Raw genomic sequence first — 17,507 nt, forward strand, 5'->3', positions numbered from 1 at the left:
ATTGGACCCGTGCTCCGCCGCCGGTCAAGCTTCTTGGGGGCCGATCCCGCCCGGCCGGTGCCGCGCCGCGCCCCTTGTGGCCTGCGCACCACCCCCGGACGGGTCCCGGTGCGTCCACGTCACGTCCCGCCGGCCGGCGCGCCGGACTTCGCCAGCACCGCGAGGACGACCTCTGCCGCCGCCCGGCTCGGGGTCGCGCCGTCGGGAAGGATCGTCAATTCGTCCATCCGGTCGAGCGCCGCGCGCTGTGCCTCCCGCTCGGGCCCGCCGCGCAGGAGCGGCTCCAGAGAGGCGGCGAGCCGATCCGGGGTGCAGTCCGCCTGCACGAATTCCGGCATGGCGTTCCGGCCGAGGATCAGGTTCGGCAGCACGATGCTCGGCACCTGGATCAATCGACGGGCGATCACCTCCTCGATCCGGGACACCTTGTAGGCCACCACCGTCGGAACGCCCGCCAGCGCCAGTTCGAGGGTGACCGTGCCGGAGGCCGCCAGCGCTGCCCGCGCACCGCGGAAGGCGGCGTACTTGTCGCCCTCGCGGGAGACGATTCGCACCGGCACCCGCCAGCCTGCCGCCAGCGCCTCGATCCGCGCCCGGTGGCGGGGAACGGCGGGCAGGATCGCCTCGACGGGCGTCCGCCCCGCGACCCGCGCCAGCGTCTCGCCGAAGACCGGCATCAGGCGCTCGAACTCGGAGCGGCGCGAGCCCGGCAGGACCACGAGGGGGTAGGGGGATGCCTCCCGCCGGGCCGTCTCGGCCTTGCCGGGGCGCAGGTCGTCCAGCCGCTCGATCAGCGGGTGGCCGACATAGGTGCAGGGCGGGCCGCCGAGGCGCAGGTGCGCCTCCGGCTCAAAGGGGAGCAGGGCGAGGACGTGATCGATGAAGGGCCGCATCCCCTTCGCCCGCCACGGGCGCCATGCCCAGACGCTGGGCGAGACGTAATCGACGATGGGGATGCCGGGGGCGGCCTTGCGGACACGCTTGGCGACGGCATGGGTGAAGCCGGGGCTGTCGATGATGACGAGGAGATCGGGCCGGGCGGCCACCACGTCCGCCGAGGTCTCGCGGATCCGCCGCAACAGGGTTCGGGCGCGGGCAAGGACGGGCAGGTAGCCCATCACCGCCACGTCATCGAGGGGGAAGAGCGAGGCGAAGCCCTCGCCCGCCATGGCTTCGCCGCCGACCCCGCCGAAGGTGACGCCGGGCGCGGCGTCTCGCAGCGCCCGCATCAGCTTGGCGCCGAGCTGGTCGCCCGAATCCTCACCCGCGACGAGCCAGATCCGCAGGGCGTTCACGCGGCCTCCCCGAAGCCGATCACGAAGAGACCGAGGCGGTCCGCCTCCGCCGCGGTGGCGGCCCGGTCGATGACGAGCGTCCGGCCCGCCCTGAGGGCGAGGCCCGCGCAGCCGGCGGCATGGGCGTTGCGGATCGTCCGGGGGCCGACCGTCGGCAGGTCGATCCGCAGGTCCTGACCGACCTTGGGTGCCTTCACCAGCACGGTCCCGGCGTTCGGGCGCCCCCTCCCGAAGGGCTTGCGACCCAGCGCGCGGGCGCGGGCGAGCATCTTGTCCGTGCCCTCCGGCCCCTCGACGGCGAGCACCCGATCCCCCGCCACGGCGACGGCTTGACCGACATCGAAGGGCGAGAGAGCATCCAACACGGCGAGGCCGGTGCGGATGGAGGCGTCGGCCTCCGCATCGACCTTCACGAGTCCCAGGGCGCCCTCCGGGCAGAGCAGATCGGGGGCGACCTCGTGGACCCCGAGCACCCGGTGGCCGTTCTCCTCGACGAGGCCGACGGCGGCCCGGAGCAGGCGGTCGTCGCCGCCCGCCGCGATGTCCCGCAGCGCCTCCCGGTTCCGCCACGCGGCTCCGGCGTTGAAGATCGCCGCCGCGCTCGGCCTCGCCACGCTGCCCGCGGGCACCACGATGGCCGGGGACCACGCCTTGAGGTGGGCGAGCGTCGCCGCGAGGTCGAGAAGATCGACGGTGGCGTCCGCCTTGGCCTTGAGGGGGCGACCCGTGAACCCCCGGAGTGCGATCAGCCTGAAAGGTCGTCCCGCCCGCTCCAGGGAGGCGGCCACGAGTTCGGGCAGGCGGCCCGCCCCCGCGATGAGGACGAGGGTGCCCTCGCGCGTCGAAGCGGCCTCGGCCATGGCGGTACGGATCAGGCGGCGCCGACCACGGGCGGCGCCTCGCGCGGCGTGCAGATCGACCGCTTGCCGCCGGCGCGGATGAAATCGAGGATCTCCTGCACGGCGCCGTTCGATTCGAAACTCGTCGCCACGTCCTCCACGCGCTCCATTAGCGTACCCTCCGCCGCGAAGAGCAGGCGATAGGCGCGCCGCAGGGTGTGGATGTCCTCGCGGGCGAAGCCCCGGCGCTGCAGGCCGACGATGTTGAGCCCGGAGAGGTAGGCGCGGTTGCCCAGCACCATGCCGTACGGGATGCAGTCGTTCTCCAGGCCGGAGAGTCCGCCCACGAAGGCGTGCGCGCCGACCCGCGCGAACTGGATCACCGCCGCGCCGCCGCCGAGAATCGCGTAATCCCCCACGCTGCAATGCCCGGCGAGCATCACGTTGTTCGAGAAGACAACGTTGGAGCCCACCCGGCAATCGTGCCCCACATGGGAGTTGGCCAGGAAGGCGCAGCGGTCGCCGATCACCGTTTCGAGTCCGCCCCCGGCCGTGCCGGGATTCATGGTGACGCCCTCGCGGATCAGGCACTCCTCACCGATCGCGAGGGTCGAGGGCTCGCCGCGGTATTTCAGGTCCTGTGGCGGGTGGCCGATGGAGGCGAAGGGGTAGATCCGCGTCCGCGCGCCGACGCGGGTGCGCCCGGCCACCACCACGTGGCTGACGAGCTCGCAGCCCGGCCCGAGCACCACCTCCGGCCCGACATGGCAGAACGGGCCGATGCGGACGTCGTCGCCGATCTCGGCGCCCGACTCGACGACGGCACTCGGATGGATCGTCGCCGCGCTCATCGCCTCACTCCGTCACCAGCATGGCGCCGATCTCGGCCTCCGCCACCAGCACGCCGTCCACCTTCGCCTCGCCGCGGAACCACCACATGGTGCGCCGCTGGTTGAGCTTGCGCATCTCGAAGCGGATCTGGTCCCCCGGCACGACGGGCTTGCGGAACTTGCACTTGTCGATCGTCATGAAGAACACCTGCTTGGTGCGCAGTTCGTCCGTCATGATGTGGCGGCAGCAGATCGCGCCCGCCGTCTGGGCCATGCCCTCGATGATGAGCACGCCGGGGAAGACCGGCAGGCCGGGGAAGTGCCCCATGAACTGCGGCTCGTTGGCGGTGACGTTCTTGATGCCGACGCAGGATTCGTCGCGGTCGATCTCGATGATCCTATCGACCATCAGGAATGGATAGCGGTGCGGCAGCAGTTCCAGCAGCTTGTGAATATCCGCCGTGCCGAGCACCTGTTCCGCGCCGCTCATCGTCCCGCGCCATCCCGTCACTCTGCCGGCCGACCCGCCGACGACGGCCTCTCATCGGCAGAAACGCGAGCAGACGCAAGGCCAAAGGCATCACGGGCCGGGGCCTCCGGCCTTCGCCCACCGGGGAACGGCCGGATTTCCTGGGGCCTCACTCAGGCTCGCTTCTGCCCGCCCCGGCGCCCGCATCCTTGCTCCCCTCCTGCCCCGCGCGCTCGGCGAGGCGGGCCAGGGTCGTGAGCTCCCGGAACCACGCCCGCACCGGCTTGGCCGGCGTGCCGCCCCAGCGCGAGCCCGGCGGGACGTCGCGGTTGACGTTCGAGGAGCCGGCGATCTGCGATCCGCGGCCGATGCGCAGGTGACCGACCACGCCGACCTGCCCGCCGAGCACCACGTAATCCTCTAGCGTGGTGGAGCCGGAGATGCCGACCCCCGACACGATCACACAGTGGCGGCCGATGACCACATTGTGGGCGATCTGGACGAGGTTATCGATCTTCGTCCCCTCGCCGACCACCGTGTCGCGGGAGGCGCCCCGGTCGATGGTGGTGTTGGCGCCGATCTCGACGTCGTCCTGCACGATCACCCGGCCGACCTGCGGCACCTTGAGATGGCTCGCCCCCATGGCGAAGCCGAAGCCGTCCTGGCCCAGCCTCGCGCCGGGATGGATGATGACGCGGTTGCCCAGCAGGGCGTGGCTGAGGGTGGTCCCCGCGCCGATGGAGCAATCCCGGCCGATGCGCACGCCCGGCCCGATCACCGCGTTCGGCCCGATCACGGTCCCGGAACCGATCTCGGCGTTCGGCCCGATCACGGCGCCGGGATCGACGGTGACGCCTTCCTCCAGCCGGGCTTCGGGATGGATGTGAGCGCCCGAGGCGAGGCCTCGGCCGCCGAATTGCGGGCCGGGGCGCATGGCATCGGGATGCAGGCGGCCGAGCAGCGCCGCGTAGGCTCGGTAGGGATCGCGGCAGACGATGGCCACGGTGCCCGCCGGGCAGCGCGCGGCGAAGCGCGGGCCGACGAGGCAGGCGCCCGCACGGGTCCGGGTGAGGGCCTCGCCGTAGCGGGCGTTGTCCATGTAGGCGAGGTCGTCCGCGCCCGCGCTCTCCAGGGGTGACGCGGCCGTCAGGACCCGCGCGGGGTCGGCCCCCTCGGGGAGGGCGACACCCGCGGCGGCGGCGACCTCTTCGAGGGTCACCCCGGCGCCGGGTGTGAAGAACTGCGTGTCGGACATGGCGGAGCCTGCGTGGGATCCCGGCTTCGGGGTCGCTCGGGGCTCGGCGGCACCGGATCGAGACCGGGGGCATGGCCCCGCGGGAAGGCCGCGATCCGGGCCTGCCGTGGCGGGGGACGGACCGTCCCGGTTCGATCCCGTGTCGTCCGAAGCCGGAGCGTGCGAGTCGTTGCGGGGCTCATACACCGGATCGCGACCGGATCATCCCCCGGGGCCGCGTTCCGTCGCCCTTGCCCGCCCACCGACAAAGAAAACGCCGACGTGACCCTTGAGCGGTCCCGCCGGCGATGAGGTTCGAACAGAAGGTTGCGGAGCAAGCCGACCCGACCGGAAGGGCCCGGCCGGGTCGTGTCTCGGGATCAGAAGCGCGAGCCGCCGGAGAAGCGGAACGCCTGCGTCTGGTCCTTGCCGATATGGCCGTACTTGCCGAGCGCCGGGACGTAGACCTTCTCACCCTCGTCCTTCGACAGGGCGTAGGCGTAGTCGAAGCGGATCGGTCCGAGCGGCGAATTCCACAGGATGGACGCGCCGATCGACGACCGGATCACGTTCTTGTCGCGGACGTTCACGCACTCCGGCTCGACGCCGATCGTGTAGGTGTTGAAGTTGCAGGCGCCGCCCGGCGCCGTGCCGTTGATGAAGCCGTCGCGGTTGACGTCGAAGTTCCTGCGGCCGTTGTAGCCGAACAGCGTACCGGCGTCGGCGAACAGCGCGCCCTTCAGGCCGAGATCCCGCGGCACACCGTAGAGCGGGAACTGAACTTCCAGGGTGCCGCCGATATAGGTCGAGCCGCCGATGGCGTTCGAGCGGGAGTCGGCGATGCCGACGTCGCGCGGGCCGATGCCGTTCGGCGCGAAGCCGCGGACCAGCGACGGGCCGAGGAAGAACTGGTCGGTCACCCGCAGCGGCTGCCCATCGAGGGGCTCGATGTGGCCGCCCTGGAAGCGGACGAAGCCGACGACGTCCTCGTACAGCTCCTTGTAGTAGCGGGCGTCGGCGGTGACGCGGAAGAACTTGGAGTCGCCGCCGAGGCCGGCCACGTCGGGCTTCAACTCGGCGTAGACGCCGTTGCGCGGCGCACCGATGACGTCGAGGGTCGAGTAGGCGAGCGTCAGACCGGCCAGCGAGGTGAGGGTGTTGCCCTGCGAGCCCTTGATGGCGATCGAGGCTTCGCCGTCGAAGGCACAGCCCGGATAGGCGGCCTGGCCGGCGATGCTGCGGCCGTCCGGACCCACGGCGCCCGCCGGGTTCAGGACGGTGTAGCCCGGGATGGGGAACGAGCAGTCGTCGTAGGGCCGCTTGAGGGTGTTCGGCACCTTCAGCTCGGTGTTGTACAGCGAGTAGCGGAGGGTGACGCCGAACTCCTCGGTGATGGGCAGGCCGACGCGGAGCTGGCCGCCGTAGACGGTCGTCTCGTAGCGCGAGTACCGGGTCAGGTCCGAGTACTTGTAGAAGGCATCGAAGCCGGCCGCGAGGCGGTAGCCCAGGAAGTACGGCTCGGTGAACGAGAAGTCGACGCCGCGGGAGTACTGGCCGCCGGTACCGGCAAGGCGGACGTACTGGCCGCGACCGAGGAAGTTCGACTCGGAGACCGAGACTTCGCCGATGATGCCGTCCTGCGTGGAGTAGCCGCCGGCCACCGAGAACGACCCCGTGGGCTGATCCTCGACATCGATGTTGATGATCACGCGGTCGGGCGAGGAGCCGGGCTCGTTCGAGAAGCGGACCTTCTTGAAGAAGCCGAGGCCGTTCAGGCGCCGCTCGGCGCGGTCGGTCAGCACGCGGTTGTAGGCGTCGCCCTCGGCGAAATCGAGCTCGCGGCGGATGACGTAGTCGCGGGTGCGGGTGTTGCCGCGGACGTTGATGCGCTCGACGTAGACGTGCGGGCCGTCCTCGACCACGAAGCCGAGGGAGACGCGCTGCGTCGCCGGATCGCGCTGGCCCGTCGGGCGGACCTGGGCGAAGGGGTAGCCGGCGCGGTTCACGTCGCGGGTGAGGTTGTTCAGGGTGCGCTCGACGTCGTCGGCGTTGTAGGTCTCGCCCACGGCCGTCGTCAGGTTCTCGCGCAGGCGCTCCGTATCGAGGCCGGGAAGACGGGAATCCACCGCCACCGCGCCGACCTCGTAGGGCTTACCCTCGTTGACGGTGATCGTGATGACGTAGCCGGACTGCTCGCCCTCGACGTAGCGCGCATCGGCGTTCACCACCTGGAAGTCGGCATAGCCGTTCTTCAGGTAGTAGCGGCGCACCTGCTCGAGGTCCTGGCTGATCCGCTCCGGATCGTAGACGTCCGAGGTCTTGATGAACGAGAGGAAGTTCATCTCCGACGAGCTCATCAGCCCGCGCAGGGTCCGCTCGGAATAGGCTTGGTTGCCCACGAAGTTGATGGCGATGATGCCGGTCTTGTCGCCCTCGTCGATGTCGTAGATCACGTCCACGCGGCCGTTGGGCAGGTTGACCGTGCGGTAGGTGACCTTCGCCGTGCCGCGGCCGAAGCGCTTGTAGACGTCCCGGATGCGGGCGAGATCGGCGTTGATCGTGGCCTCGCTGAAGGGGCCGCGCGCCTTGGACTCGACCACGGTCTCGAGGGTCGACTTCTCGACCTTCTTGTTGCCCTCGAAGACCACCCGGTTGATCAGGTTGTTCTCGCGGACGGTGACGACGGTGCGGCCGCCGGCCTGCGCCACCTTCACGTCCGAGAACATGCCGCTGGCCAGCAGGTTGCGCCGCGCCTCCTCTGCGGAGCCCGACGCGGTACCGGTGACGTAGGAACGGATCGTATCGGCATCGACGCGCTGGTTGCCCTGCACGACGATCTGCTGCGCCTGGGCGGCGCCGCCCAGGACCATCCCCGCCCCGGCAGAGATCAGGACGATGGTCTTGCGCATCGACTTACGCCGATGCTTGCCCGTCAACGACATCATGCAATCGCCCGTTTCTGCTCTGGCCGCAGGCCGTGCCTGCGTGGGCAGCCGTTGGTCGGCCATCCCGTCACCGTGGTCCAAGCGTGGCTTCGGTCCTAGCTTCGCTCTTACCGGGATTCCCCTGCCAAGCAAACGCGTCGGAGACCAAGACCAGGGGATTTTGCGCAGACGTGGCCTTCGCGCCACTTAATGCCGGGCGCCCCCCGCGGGGAAAGCCGAGATCATGCTGAATGAAGGGTAAATCACTGACGTCGCGCGACTTTCGCAAAGCCGCGCGGATGCTGTTAACCCAGCGTTTACCGCGGTTCGCGGGCCATTTCCGGCGCCCCGAAGGCGGGAATGCGGCAGCCGTGTGATGCTACCATCCCCAGGTTGAACTTTTATTCCTCGTTCCCGCGTCCTGTGATGACGGGATCAGGTGTTCTTCCAGGATGCGCCGAGATTGAGGATGTCGTTCCACGCCGCGAACAGCATCAGCATGAGCACCAGGGCGAGGCCGATGCGGAAGCCGACCTCCTGTGCCCGCTCGCTGAGCGGACGGCCGCGGACGACCTCGAAGGCGTAGAAGAGGAGGTGCCCGCCGTCGAGGAGGGGCACGGGGAAGAGGTTCAGCAGGCCGATCGACACGGACAGCAGGGCGATCAGGCCGACGAGGCCACCGACGCCGCCGTTCTTGGCGACCTCGCCCGAGACCCGCGCGATGCCGATGGGACCCGAGAGCTGGTCGGCGGATTCCCGGCCGGTGATGAGCTTGCCGAGGTAGGAGAAGGTCCGCTCCACCACGAAGTACGTTTCGTGGACGCCGAGCCTGAGGGAATCCCCAAGGTCGTAGTGGACAAGCTTCGCCTCGGAGCCCGCCGGCGACCGGATGCCGAGGCGGCCGATGCGGTGGCGGCCGAAGGGGGTGCGCTCGTCGATGGTGGCGGGCGTGGCGTTGATTGTGATGTCGCGGTCGTCCCGCTGAACCGTGAAGGCGAGGGAGGTGCCGGCGGCGCCGGTCACGGTGCGGTACATCGCGTTGAAGTCGCGAACCGGCTGACCGTCGATGGCGGTGATCAGGTCGCCCGGCTTGAAGCCCGCGGTGTCGGCCACGCTGTTCGGCTCCACAGAGGAGACGCGCGCCGGCAACTCGTAGCGCCCGCCGAGCCAGATCGCCCCGGCGAAGAGGGCGATGGCGAGGAGGAAGTTGGCGATGGGCCCGGCGGCGACGATGGCCGCGCGCTTGCTGACGGGCTGGGTGGGGAAGCTGATCGCCCGCTCCTGCGGGCTCATCCGCGCGATCGTCTCCGGGTCGGGCACGCTGGCGCCGTTGGCATCGCCGTGGAACTTGACGTAGCCGCCCAGGGGGATGGCGCACAGCTTCCACCGGGTGCCCCGCCGGTCGTTGAAGCCGAATAACTCGGGGCCGAAACCGAGGGAGAAGGCGTGGATGCCGACGCCGCACCAGCGCCCCACGAGGAAGTGCCCCATCTCGTGCACGAACACGACAACGGTGAGGACGAACAGGAACGGGATCACGGCGCCGAAGAAGCTGCCGGCGGTTCCGCCCATCGCGTTTAGGAAATCCATGCGTCTCGTCCCGGCCGTCGGCGCGGGTCTTCTGATGTGACGGCCCGGCGCCGATCCTTTATCAGATCAGGCTCCCTGGAAGCCATCCAATCCTGCGGCCGAGCTTCACGCGGGCTTGCCGCGGCCCGGAAAGTCCCCGTTGTCCCCATCGCACCGGCGGGGGCGGCCGATGCGGAGCCGGTGCCGCGCGCCGGATACGACACGCGGCACCGATCGGCGACGGCGATCAGGCCGAGGCGGTCTGGGCGCTGATCCAGCGCGAGAGGTCGCCCTTCGGGGCGGCGCCGACCTTCTGGTCCACACGCTCGCCGTTCTTGAACAGGAGCAGCGTCGGGATCGAGCGGATGCCGTACTGCGAGGCGATCCCGGGATTCTCGTCGACGTTGACCTTGGCGATCTTCACCTTGCCCTGCATGTCGGTCGCGATCTCTTCGAGCGCCGGGCCGATCTGCCGACAGGGGCCGCACCACTCGGCCCAGAAATCCACGACCACGGGCTCGGCGGACTTGAGGACGTCCTGCTCGAAGCTCGCGTCGGTAACCTTCACCGTCGCCATCGTACACCCTTTCGCGTGGGGCCGCCGGGGAAGGGTCCCCGGAAGCCGCGGGCGGGCTCTCGCCCGCGCGGTCCGGTCAGATTTGGCGACGCCCGGCGGGACGGTCAAGGCGCCCGGCCTCCCGTGCATGGCGGCACGGTAACGCCGGCATGCGCGGCGCCTGCGAACGCGTGCCCCTCATTGCGCGATGCCGACCCGGTCGAGGGCCGCCGCGACCTCGGCCTCCGAGAGGGTGCGGATCACCGGCCCCGAGGTCCAGACCAGCATCGGCACGATCCGCCGCCCCGGATAGATCTTGGCCAGGAGCCGCGCGTAGAGCGCGATCTGCGCCGCCTCCGATTCCGGCAGGGGCGCGCCGTCATCCGGGGGGCGGCCGGTCTTGAAGTCGCCCAGCGTCACGGTGCCTTCCGCGACGGCGATGCGGTCCACCCGCCCCGTGACCGGCACCTCGTTGCCCCGGGCGAGCACGCGGCCGGAGAGGCTCACCTCGGCCAGGGCGTCGCCCGCGAAGAGCGGGGCCAGGGCCGGATCCTCGATCAAGCGCATCACCGACCCGAGGATGCCGCGCAGCGCACCCTCGCCGAGGCCGGGTGCCCGCGAGCGCAGATAGGCGAGGCCGGCCTCCCGGCGGGACCCGGGCTCCAGCCGGGGGAGATGCTGCAGCAGGGCGTGGACCAGCAGGCCGCGGCGGCGCGCGGCGGCGTCGGCGAGGCGCGGCGGCGGCAGCCGCGCGCCGTCGGCGGCATCGAGCATCCCCGACGGGTGCAGTGGCGCGACGGCCACCGCCTCGGCCTCGACGGGCCTGCGCAGCCACGCGGGCTCGGAAGCGCCGCCCGCCGCTTCGCCGGGCGAGGGGGCGACCCCCTCCGCGACGGCGCCGTCGCGCCAGAGCTGCGCCGGACCGTAGGCCGTCTCGATCTCCTCCCCGGCCCCGATCCCCGTTTCGAGCCCGAGGCGGATCATCCGGCACCACGCCGCCTCCGTCTCGCGGATCTTGCCCCGGAACGGCGCGACGACCAGCCTGTCGGCCGCCCGGGTCATGGCGACGTAGAGCAGACGGTTGTGCTCCTGCCGCGCCCGGAGGGAGAGGGCGGCGCGGACCTGCCCCGTCGCCTCGCAATCCTGCGACTTCAGCGCCCAGACCGGCAGCATCGCCTGATCCGGCCCGCCCATCGGGATGAGCGCCGGGTCGCCGCCGCCGACGGCCTCGCAGCCGTCGAGGATCACCACGACGGGGGCCTCCAGGCCCTTCGAACCGTGGACGGTCATCACGCGGACCTCGTCGCGGCCCGATTCCAGATCGCGCTTCACCGTGTGGCCCGCCTCCGCGCCGAGGTAGCGGGCGAGGAAGCCACCGAGGGAGGGCGCCTCCTCGCCGCCCTCGAACTGGGCGGCGGCGGCGAGGAACACGTCGATGGCGTCCCCCGCCTCGCCCCCGAGCCGGGACACGAGGCGCGCCCGGCCACCCATCGGACCCAGGAGGCGGGCGTAGAAGCCGAAGGGGCCGAGCGCCCCGGCGAGGTCGATCCAGGCGGCGAGGGCGTCGAGGGCCGTTTGCGCGGCGGCGTCGCCCGCCGCGCTGTGGCGGAGGATGGCGTCCTGGAGCGTCTCCTCCCCCTCCCGGTGGGCAGCGAGGCGGACGAGGTCGTCGTCCGTCAGGCCGACAAGGGGCGTCTTCAGGGCGGTGGCGAGGGTCAGGTCGTCCGCGGGCAGGAGCCCGGCGCGGCCCACCGAGACGAGGTCGGCCACGGCGATGTGCGCCGAGACCTCCAGGCGGTCCTGGCCCGCCACCGGCACGCCGAGGCCCTTCAGCGCGCGGATCACCTCCTCGAAGGCGGGGCCGCGCTTGCGGACGAGGATCAGGATGTCGCCGGGCCGCCAAATCCGGCCGGTGGCGTCGCCCTCGCGGATCCAGCACCGCACGGCGGAGGCTACCCGGCGGGCGACCCGCAGCGCCGGGGAGCCGGGATCGGGGGTGTCCACCGGGGCCGTCCAGGCCACCACTTCGTCCGTCACCTCCGGCTCGGCGATCTCCCACATCTCGACGGCGCCCGCCGCCTGGGGACGGGCGCTGGCGTGGACCGTCCGCCGCTCGTCCTCCTCGGAGAGACCGTCGTTGTGGGCCGGGAGTGAGAAGACCGCATCGACGGCCCTCAGCACCATCGCCGTGGAGCGGAAGGACAGGGTCAGGGGCACGTCCGCGAAGGGGATCCCCGCCGCGCGGGATTCTCCGATCCAGGCGGAGCGGGTCACCGCGAATTCCCGCGGATCCGCGCCCTGGAATCCATAGATCGACTGTTTGGGGTCCCCGACGGCGAAGCGGGTGCGGTTGGCCTCCCGGGCGCCCGCCCCGGCCGCGAATTCCTGCGTCAGGGCGCGCAGGATCGCCCACTGGTCCGGGTTGGTGTCCTGCGCCTCGTCCACGAGCACGTGGTCGATGCCGCGATCGAGCTTGTAGAGCACCCAGCCCGCCCCGACCCGCGAGAGCAGGTCGAGGGCCCGGCGGATCAGGTCGTCGAAGTCGAGGGCGCCGAGGCGCGCCTTCTGCGCCTCGACCCGGCGGTGAATCTCCGCACTGAGGGCGAAGAGGGCCTGCGTGCGGGCGAGGGCGTCGGCGGCGCGCAGCCGGTCGAAGAGGGGGTCGATGCGGTCCCGCTCCGCGATCAGGGCGAGCTTGACCCCCTCGGGGACGGATTTGGTGCCGAGGCTCGAATCGGCCTTCGGCTCGTCCTTCTGGGTGAAGAAGATCGCCTTGTAGGCCGTGAGCGCCTCGCTCCGGTCCGGTTGCCCGGCGGTGGCCTCGCGGATCGCGGCGGCCTCCAGGATGGTTTCGGCGAGCGTCTCGTCCTTCGCCTTGCCGGTGCGCAGGGCCTCGGCCAAGGCCGCGAAATCATCGAGGCCGGAATCGAGGATCGCGGACTCGATCGCCTCGGCCGTCTCGCCGCCCGCGAGCCCGAGGCGGGTCCGCAACCGGACGAAGGCACCGTCGAGGCCGTCGCCGTCCGCCATCCGGCCATGGGCCCGGACGGCGAGGCGGATCGCCTCGCGCAGAGTGTCGCCCGTAGCCTCGGCGGTGACCTGGGCAAGGGCGCGGCCGAGGGAGGAGTCTTGCGCGCCGTTCGCATCGGCCAGGACGTTGTTGGTCTCGATTGCGAACATCTCCCGCGCGGCGGTCTCGTCGAGGACGACGAAGCGGGCGGGAACGTTCGCCTCGAAGGGGAACATGTGCAGCAGCCGCTCGCACAGGGCGTGCAGGGTTTCGATCTTGAGGCCGCCGGGCGTCTCCACCGCGCGGGCGAAGAGCCGCCGGGCCATGCGCAGGCGCTCGGGCGAGGGGGCCTCGCCGGTCAACTCCGTCAAGTCGGCGGCGAGTTCGGCGTCGGGCAGCGTCACCCACCGGCCGAGCCGCTCGAACACACGGATCGCCATGTTCGCGGCGGCGGCCTTCGTGAAGGTAAGGCACAGGATGCGGCCAGGGGGATTGCCGTCGAGGAGGAGCCGCACCACCCGGTCGGTGAGCACCTTGGTCTTGCCGGCTCCGGCATTGGCCGAGACCCAGGCCGAGGCGCGGGGGTCGGCGGCGCGGCGCTGGTTCTCCCGGGTCAGGGGATCGACGACGAGGGCGCGGCGGGGCGGGGCCGGGGAGGCCGTGGCAAGGGAGCGGTCGACCAAGGATCGGTCCGGGATTTCCTGCGGGTCGGTCGATTTCTACACCAGACGGCGCCACTTTGCGCCTCCGTGGTGCCGCGGCGGCATTGCGGGGCCGGTCGCCCGGCCGCATGGATGCGTGCGCGCGCTCCGCCGCAGACGAATCCGATGCGCCCGTGACGATGAACCATTCCGCCGAGGCCCGCCCGCCGATCCGCTTTCGCGGCCGCTCCTTCATGGCCACGGTGCTGGCGCCGCTTCCCCCCGTGGCCGAGTGGCTGGCCGACCTCGACGCCCTGTGCCAGCGGGCGCCGGCCTTCTTCAACGGGCGGCCGACGATCCTCGACCTCACCGGCCTCTCGCTGACCCGCGAGGATCTCGACGAGCTCCTCGCCGAACTGCGCGCCCGCCGGATCCCCGTCCACGGGATCGAGGGCGCGCCGCCCGGAATGTCCGGCGACGGACTGCCGCCCTCCCTCTCCGGCGGGCGGCCTATCGGCGAGGTGGCGATGCCCGATGCCCCCGCGCCGGAGCCGGAGCCCGCCGCCAGGACCGTGCCGTCCCGCTCGCTGATCCTCGACGTGCCGGTGCGCTCCGGCCAGACGATCCTTCACCTCGACGGCGACGTGATCGTGCTTGGCGCCGTCGCCTCCGGTGCCGAGGTGATCGCCGGAGGTTCCATCCACATCTACGGGGTGTTGCGCGGGCGGGCGGTGGCGGGCGCCTCGGGCGATCCGGCCGCGCGGATCTGGTGCCGCCGGTTCGAGCCGGAACTCGTGGCCATCGACGGCCTCTACCGGGCCGCCGACGACCTCGATGCGAGCTTCCACGGCCAGCCCGTCGAGGTGCGCCTCGTGGACGACGCGCTGCGGCTCACGGCTTTGGACGCGAGTCGGTAGAGCTTTTTCAGTTCGACCTGGATCGCGATGTGTCGATGGTAAGCGCGGGCTCCCTCCCCCTTGTGGGGAGGAGAGCGCGTCGCGCCAAACGCAAGAAGTGCTAAGCAATAACGGAGAAGCGTTGGGCCTGACCGGGCTTGCTCAGGGCTTCGCCTCGGCCTCGGCCTTGGGCGCCGCCTCGACCTTGACCGCCTTCGCCTCGGCTTCGGCCCGCAGCTTGGCCTCGACCTCCGCCCGGATGCGGGCCTCCAGGTCGGCACGGGCCTTGGTCTCGGCCTCCGCCTTGCTCTTCGCCTCGGCCTCGGCCCTCATCTTGGTCTCGATCTCGGCGCGCATCTTCGCCTCGTCCTCGGCCTTGGCCTTGGCTTCGGCCTCCGCCTTCTTGACCGCCGCGCGCTCGGCGCTGCGCTTTTCGGCGGAGGCGACGAACTCCTCCGGCCCCTGGTCGAGATAGGACTTCAACTCCGTGTCGAAGACCGCCACGCTGCTGGCATCCTTCGGGCAGTCGGGGGTGGGGCCCGACTTGCTCATCTCCTCGCGGATCATCGGCTCGATGGTGGCGAACTCGGCGCGCAGGGCGCTCACCTTGGCATCGACGGCGGCCCGCTGCGGCGCCGTGGTGCTCACGGCGCAACTCGCGGCCGCCTTCTGGATCATCAGGCCGAACATGTAGGCTTGCAGCCGGATCTGGTTCGGCACCTCGGCCGGCGTCGCCGACGCCTGCGGGCCCGCCGTCGGAACGGCCGCATTGCATCGCTTCACGCCGTCATAGGCATCGGCAAAGCCGGGAATGCTGAAGTCGGCCGCGCCGTCGCTGAACTTCAGGATGATCTGCTTGCCCTTGAGCAGCTTGGGGATCACCGCGTCCGGCAGCTGCGACCAGAGGAGCTTGGCCTCCCCCACCCAGCCCTGCTTCGGGTAGAGGACCTGCTTGTCCACGGAGAAGGACGCCTGAACGGCCTCGTCCTTGTCCCATTCCCAGTTTCCGTAGCCGAGAACGAGGTTCACCTTGCCGTCCTCGAAGGACATGACGATCGCGTTCTCGGCGTCGTCGTCGTCTTTGTCGCGGTAGCTGTAGGACATCTGGCACGCGTAGGCGCCCGGTTGCCCGACATTCCGCTCGATTTCCCAACCCCGGATATTCTCGAACAACTTGCGCTCGCCCGACCAAGCCGGTGCGACCCCGCTTCCGAACAACAAGGCCAGCGTGATCGCGGCGGTGGCAGATCGCTTGATCATGGCATGAATCCTTGCAGAGAAAGCTCGGTTTCCACGATCCCGTGCCGTCGAAGCGGGAAAGACCGGCGATCGACCATCGAGATCAGGGGGCATATTCCCCGACCATAGTCGCTCAGCCATTGCAGATTTCTAAAAGCGGCGAGCAGCTTGCGCCGGACGCTGAACCGCTTGCGCCCTTTCCTACCGCGCCAGCAGAGCGAGGAGGACGATCACGCATAGCCCGAGCACCAGGGACAGGCTGCGCCAGAACACCAGCGGATCACGCTCGATCAGCGGCACGCCACGCTCGCCGGAATAGGCGGGATTCGGATGGCGCAGGTCGTGCACGAATTCCGAGAGGGCCTCGTAGCGCTTGGCCGGGTCGGGATGGGTCGCCCGCTTGAGGGCGCCGTCGATCCACGGCGGCAGCATCGGCCGGGCATGGCGGGCCGAGACGTAGCGGAGGCGGCTCTGGCGGCGGCGGGTCCGGGCGCGGGCCGCCTCGCCGCCGTAGGGCAGGCGGCCGGTGAGCATCTGGTAGGCGAGCACGCCCAGGGCGAAGATGTCCGAGCCCGGCGAGGGCGGATCGCCGAGGAAGCACTCCGGCGCGGTGTACTGGATCGCGCCCTGGGGCAGGGCTGCCTCGTCCCGGCCCCCCGGCTCCAACAATCCGGCGACGCGGGTCGCGCCGAAATCGATGATCCGCACCGTTCCGGAGGCGTCGATCATCACGTTCTCCGGGCGGAGGTCGCCATGGACCATCTCGCGGCGGTGGAACGCCTGGAGGCCGCGGGCAACCTGCTCGACAATGCGGCGCACGGCCTCCAGTTCGGGCTCGCGGTTGTCGGCCATCCACTGGGCCAGGGTGCGCCCCTCGACGTAGCGCATCACCGTGTAGAGATGGCTCCGGGGCGCCGTGCGGGGGTGGGCCTTCAGGACGTGCGGGCTGTCGAGGCGCCGGGCGATCCACTCCTCCATCATGAAGTGGCGCAGGTAATCGGGGTCGCCCCGCAGTTCGAGGCCCGGCACCTTGAGGGCGACGAGGTCGCCCGTCTCCCGGTCCGAGGCGAGGTAGACATGGCCCCGGCTCCCCGCATGGAGGCGGCGCTGCACATCGTAGCCGTCGAACCGTGCCGGGGGTTCGAGGACGGGCGCGGGGGGCAACTCGCCCACTTGGCCGATCACCTCGTCCGGCTCGCCCACCGGCAGGGTGTCGATGCGCAGGATCAGTGCCGTGAGATTGTCGCCGCTGCCTGCATCGTAGGCAGCATCGACGATCCGCCGGGCCGCACCCTGCAGATCGTCCCCCGCTTCCGTCACGGCCAGCGCGATGTCCCGGGGGCGCAGCACCTCGTGCACGCCATCGGTCGTGAGGACGAAGACGTCACCCTCCTCCACGGGCACGGCGTGGCACTCGATCTCCACCTGGGCGTCGGCCCCGAGCGCCCGGCCGAGGAAACTCTCCTCCGACGAGACGACGACCCTGTGGTCCTGGGTGATCTGTTCGAGGGATCGCCCCGCGACCCGGCAGATCCGCGAATCGCCCGCGTGGAAGACATGCGCGGTGCGCGAGCGCAGGACGAGGGCGCTCAGCGTCGTGACGCAGCCCCGGTCGCGGTCGCCCGGCTCGGCCCGGTGACGGGTCTGTGCGTGGAGCCAGGAGTTGGTCGCGGCGAGCACGCGCTTGCCCGCGCTGCGCACCGACCACGTGTCCGGCGTGGCGTAGTAGTCGGACAGGAAGCTCTTGACGGCTGTCTCGCTCGCCAGCGCCCCGAGATCGGAGCTGCTGATGCCGTCCGCGACGAGGGCGGCGACGCCCTTCAGACGCAAGGAGGCGCCCTCGGGAACGAGGGCGCCGTGGAAGTCCTGGTTCGCGTCCTTGCGGCCGCGCTCGCTGTGCTGACCGATGGTGACGGTGAGGGTGGGCGTCATCGTACGACGGTCATGTCAGGTGTTCCCAAAGGGCAAGCCCCTTGGCGGGGTCCAGGGGCGGAGCCCTTGGGAA

At 70.9% G+C, this 17,507-nt stretch carries 12 protein-coding genes; 1 reads left to right on the forward strand and 11 read right to left on the reverse strand.

The window, feature by feature from the left end; translation table 11 throughout:
* Window positions 1–119: 119 nt before the first annotated feature.
* From lpxB to addA, 9 genes are all read right to left on the reverse strand, one after another.
* Window positions 120–1,295, reverse strand: a complete 1,176-nt coding sequence (gene lpxB, locus MFF06_RS08015; protein ID WP_238202706.1) for a lipid-A-disaccharide synthase — start codon at window positions 1,293–1,295, stop codon at window positions 120–122.
* Window positions 1,292–2,155 carry an LpxI family protein gene (locus MFF06_RS08020; protein WP_238202708.1) on the reverse strand — a complete coding sequence of 288 codons (864 nt, stop codon included), beginning with the start codon at window positions 2,153–2,155 and terminating at the stop codon, window positions 1,292–1,294. Before MFF06_RS08020 ends, lpxB begins: the two co-directional genes overlap by 4 nt.
* Window positions 2,156–2,166: 11 nt before the next feature.
* Window positions 2,167–2,985, reverse strand: a complete 819-nt coding sequence (gene lpxA, locus MFF06_RS08025; RefSeq protein ID WP_238202711.1) for an acyl-ACP--UDP-N-acetylglucosamine O-acyltransferase — start codon at window positions 2,983–2,985, stop codon at window positions 2,167–2,169.
* Between the two features lie 4 nt (window positions 2,986–2,989).
* Complete coding sequence (gene fabZ, locus MFF06_RS08030) at window positions 2,990–3,454, reverse strand: 3-hydroxyacyl-ACP dehydratase FabZ (protein ID WP_238202713.1); 465 nt, start codon at window positions 3,452–3,454, stop codon at window positions 2,990–2,992.
* Between the two features lie 148 nt (window positions 3,455–3,602).
* A complete protein-coding gene (gene lpxD / locus MFF06_RS08035) occupies window positions 3,603–4,688 on the reverse strand; it encodes a UDP-3-O-(3-hydroxymyristoyl)glucosamine N-acyltransferase (RefSeq protein ID WP_238202715.1) in 1,086 nt (361 codons plus the stop codon).
* A gap of 359 nt (window positions 4,689–5,047) precedes the next feature.
* A complete protein-coding gene (bamA, locus tag MFF06_RS08040) occupies window positions 5,048–7,612 on the reverse strand; it encodes an outer membrane protein assembly factor BamA (protein WP_238202718.1) in 2,565 nt (854 codons plus the stop codon).
* 414 nt (window positions 7,613–8,026) lie between these two features.
* The gene (gene rseP, locus MFF06_RS08045) at window positions 8,027–9,181 is read right to left on the reverse strand and encodes an RIP metalloprotease RseP (RefSeq protein WP_238202720.1); all 1,155 of its coding nucleotides are present in this window, start codon (window positions 9,179–9,181) and stop codon (window positions 8,027–8,029) included.
* 226 nt (window positions 9,182–9,407) lie between these two features.
* The gene (gene trxA, locus MFF06_RS08050) at window positions 9,408–9,737 is read right to left on the reverse strand and encodes a thioredoxin (RefSeq protein ID WP_238202722.1); all 330 of its coding nucleotides are present in this window, start codon (window positions 9,735–9,737) and stop codon (window positions 9,408–9,410) included.
* A gap of 177 nt (window positions 9,738–9,914) precedes the next feature.
* Window positions 9,915–13,409, reverse strand: coding sequence for a double-strand break repair helicase AddA (gene addA, locus MFF06_RS08055; protein ID WP_238202724.1), 3,495 nt, complete (start codon window positions 13,407–13,409; stop codon window positions 9,915–9,917).
* 158 nt (window positions 13,410–13,567) lie between these two features.
* On the opposite strand from addA, the gene minC reads away from it, so the two are divergent.
* Window positions 13,568–14,284 carry a septum site-determining protein MinC gene (gene minC / locus MFF06_RS08060; protein ID WP_238203073.1) on the forward strand — a complete coding sequence of 239 codons (717 nt, stop codon included), beginning with the start codon at window positions 13,568–13,570 and terminating at the stop codon, window positions 14,282–14,284.
* Window positions 14,285–14,425: 141 nt separating this feature from the next.
* Here minC and MFF06_RS08065 read toward each other — a convergent pair whose 3' ends face one another.
* Together MFF06_RS08065 and MFF06_RS08070 are read right to left on the reverse strand one after the other, a co-directional pair.
* Window positions 14,426–15,523, reverse strand: a complete 1,098-nt coding sequence (locus MFF06_RS08065) for a hypothetical protein (protein WP_238202727.1) — start codon at window positions 15,521–15,523, stop codon at window positions 14,426–14,428.
* Window positions 15,524–15,703: 180 nt separating this feature from the next.
* Window positions 15,704–17,434, reverse strand: a complete 1,731-nt coding sequence (locus MFF06_RS08070; protein WP_238202729.1) for a bifunctional protein-serine/threonine kinase/phosphatase — start codon at window positions 17,432–17,434, stop codon at window positions 15,704–15,706.
* Between the last annotated feature and the right edge of the window lie 73 nt (window positions 17,435–17,507).

It is taken from the genome of Methylobacterium aerolatum, from assembly GCF_022179085.1.
Lineage (GTDB): Bacteria > Pseudomonadota > Alphaproteobacteria > Rhizobiales > Beijerinckiaceae > Methylobacterium > Methylobacterium aerolatum.

Excerpts from the sequence above, each read along its gene's own strand:
- trxA (WP_238202722.1), bottom strand. The coding sequence starts at position 9,737 with ATGGCGACGGTGAAGGTTACCGACGCGAGCTTCGAGCAGGACGTCCTC.
- MFF06_RS08065 (WP_238202727.1), bottom strand. The coding sequence starts at position 15,523 with ATGATCAAGCGATCTGCCACCGCCGCGATCACGCTGGCCTTGTTGTTC.
- lpxD (WP_238202715.1), bottom strand. The coding sequence starts at position 4,688 with ATGTCCGACACGCAGTTCTTCACACCCGGCGCCGGGGTGACCCTCGAA.
- lpxA (WP_238202711.1), bottom strand. The coding sequence starts at position 2,985 with ATGAGCGCGGCGACGATCCATCCGAGTGCCGTCGTCGAGTCGGGCGCC.
- MFF06_RS08070 (WP_238202729.1), bottom strand. The coding sequence starts at position 17,434 with ATGACGCCCACCCTCACCGTCACCATCGGTCAGCACAGCGAGCGCGGC.
- bamA (WP_238202718.1), bottom strand. The coding sequence starts at position 7,612 with ATGATGTCGTTGACGGGCAAGCATCGGCGTAAGTCGATGCGCAAGACC.
- rseP (WP_238202720.1), bottom strand. The coding sequence starts at position 9,181 with ATGGATTTCCTAAACGCGATGGGCGGAACCGCCGGCAGCTTCTTCGGC.
- minC (WP_238203073.1), top strand. The coding sequence starts at position 13,568 with ATGAACCATTCCGCCGAGGCCCGCCCGCCGATCCGCTTTCGCGGCCGC.
- MFF06_RS08020 (WP_238202708.1), bottom strand. The coding sequence starts at position 2,155 with ATGGCCGAGGCCGCTTCGACGCGCGAGGGCACCCTCGTCCTCATCGCG.
- fabZ (WP_238202713.1), bottom strand. The coding sequence starts at position 3,454 with ATGAGCGGCGCGGAACAGGTGCTCGGCACGGCGGATATTCACAAGCTG.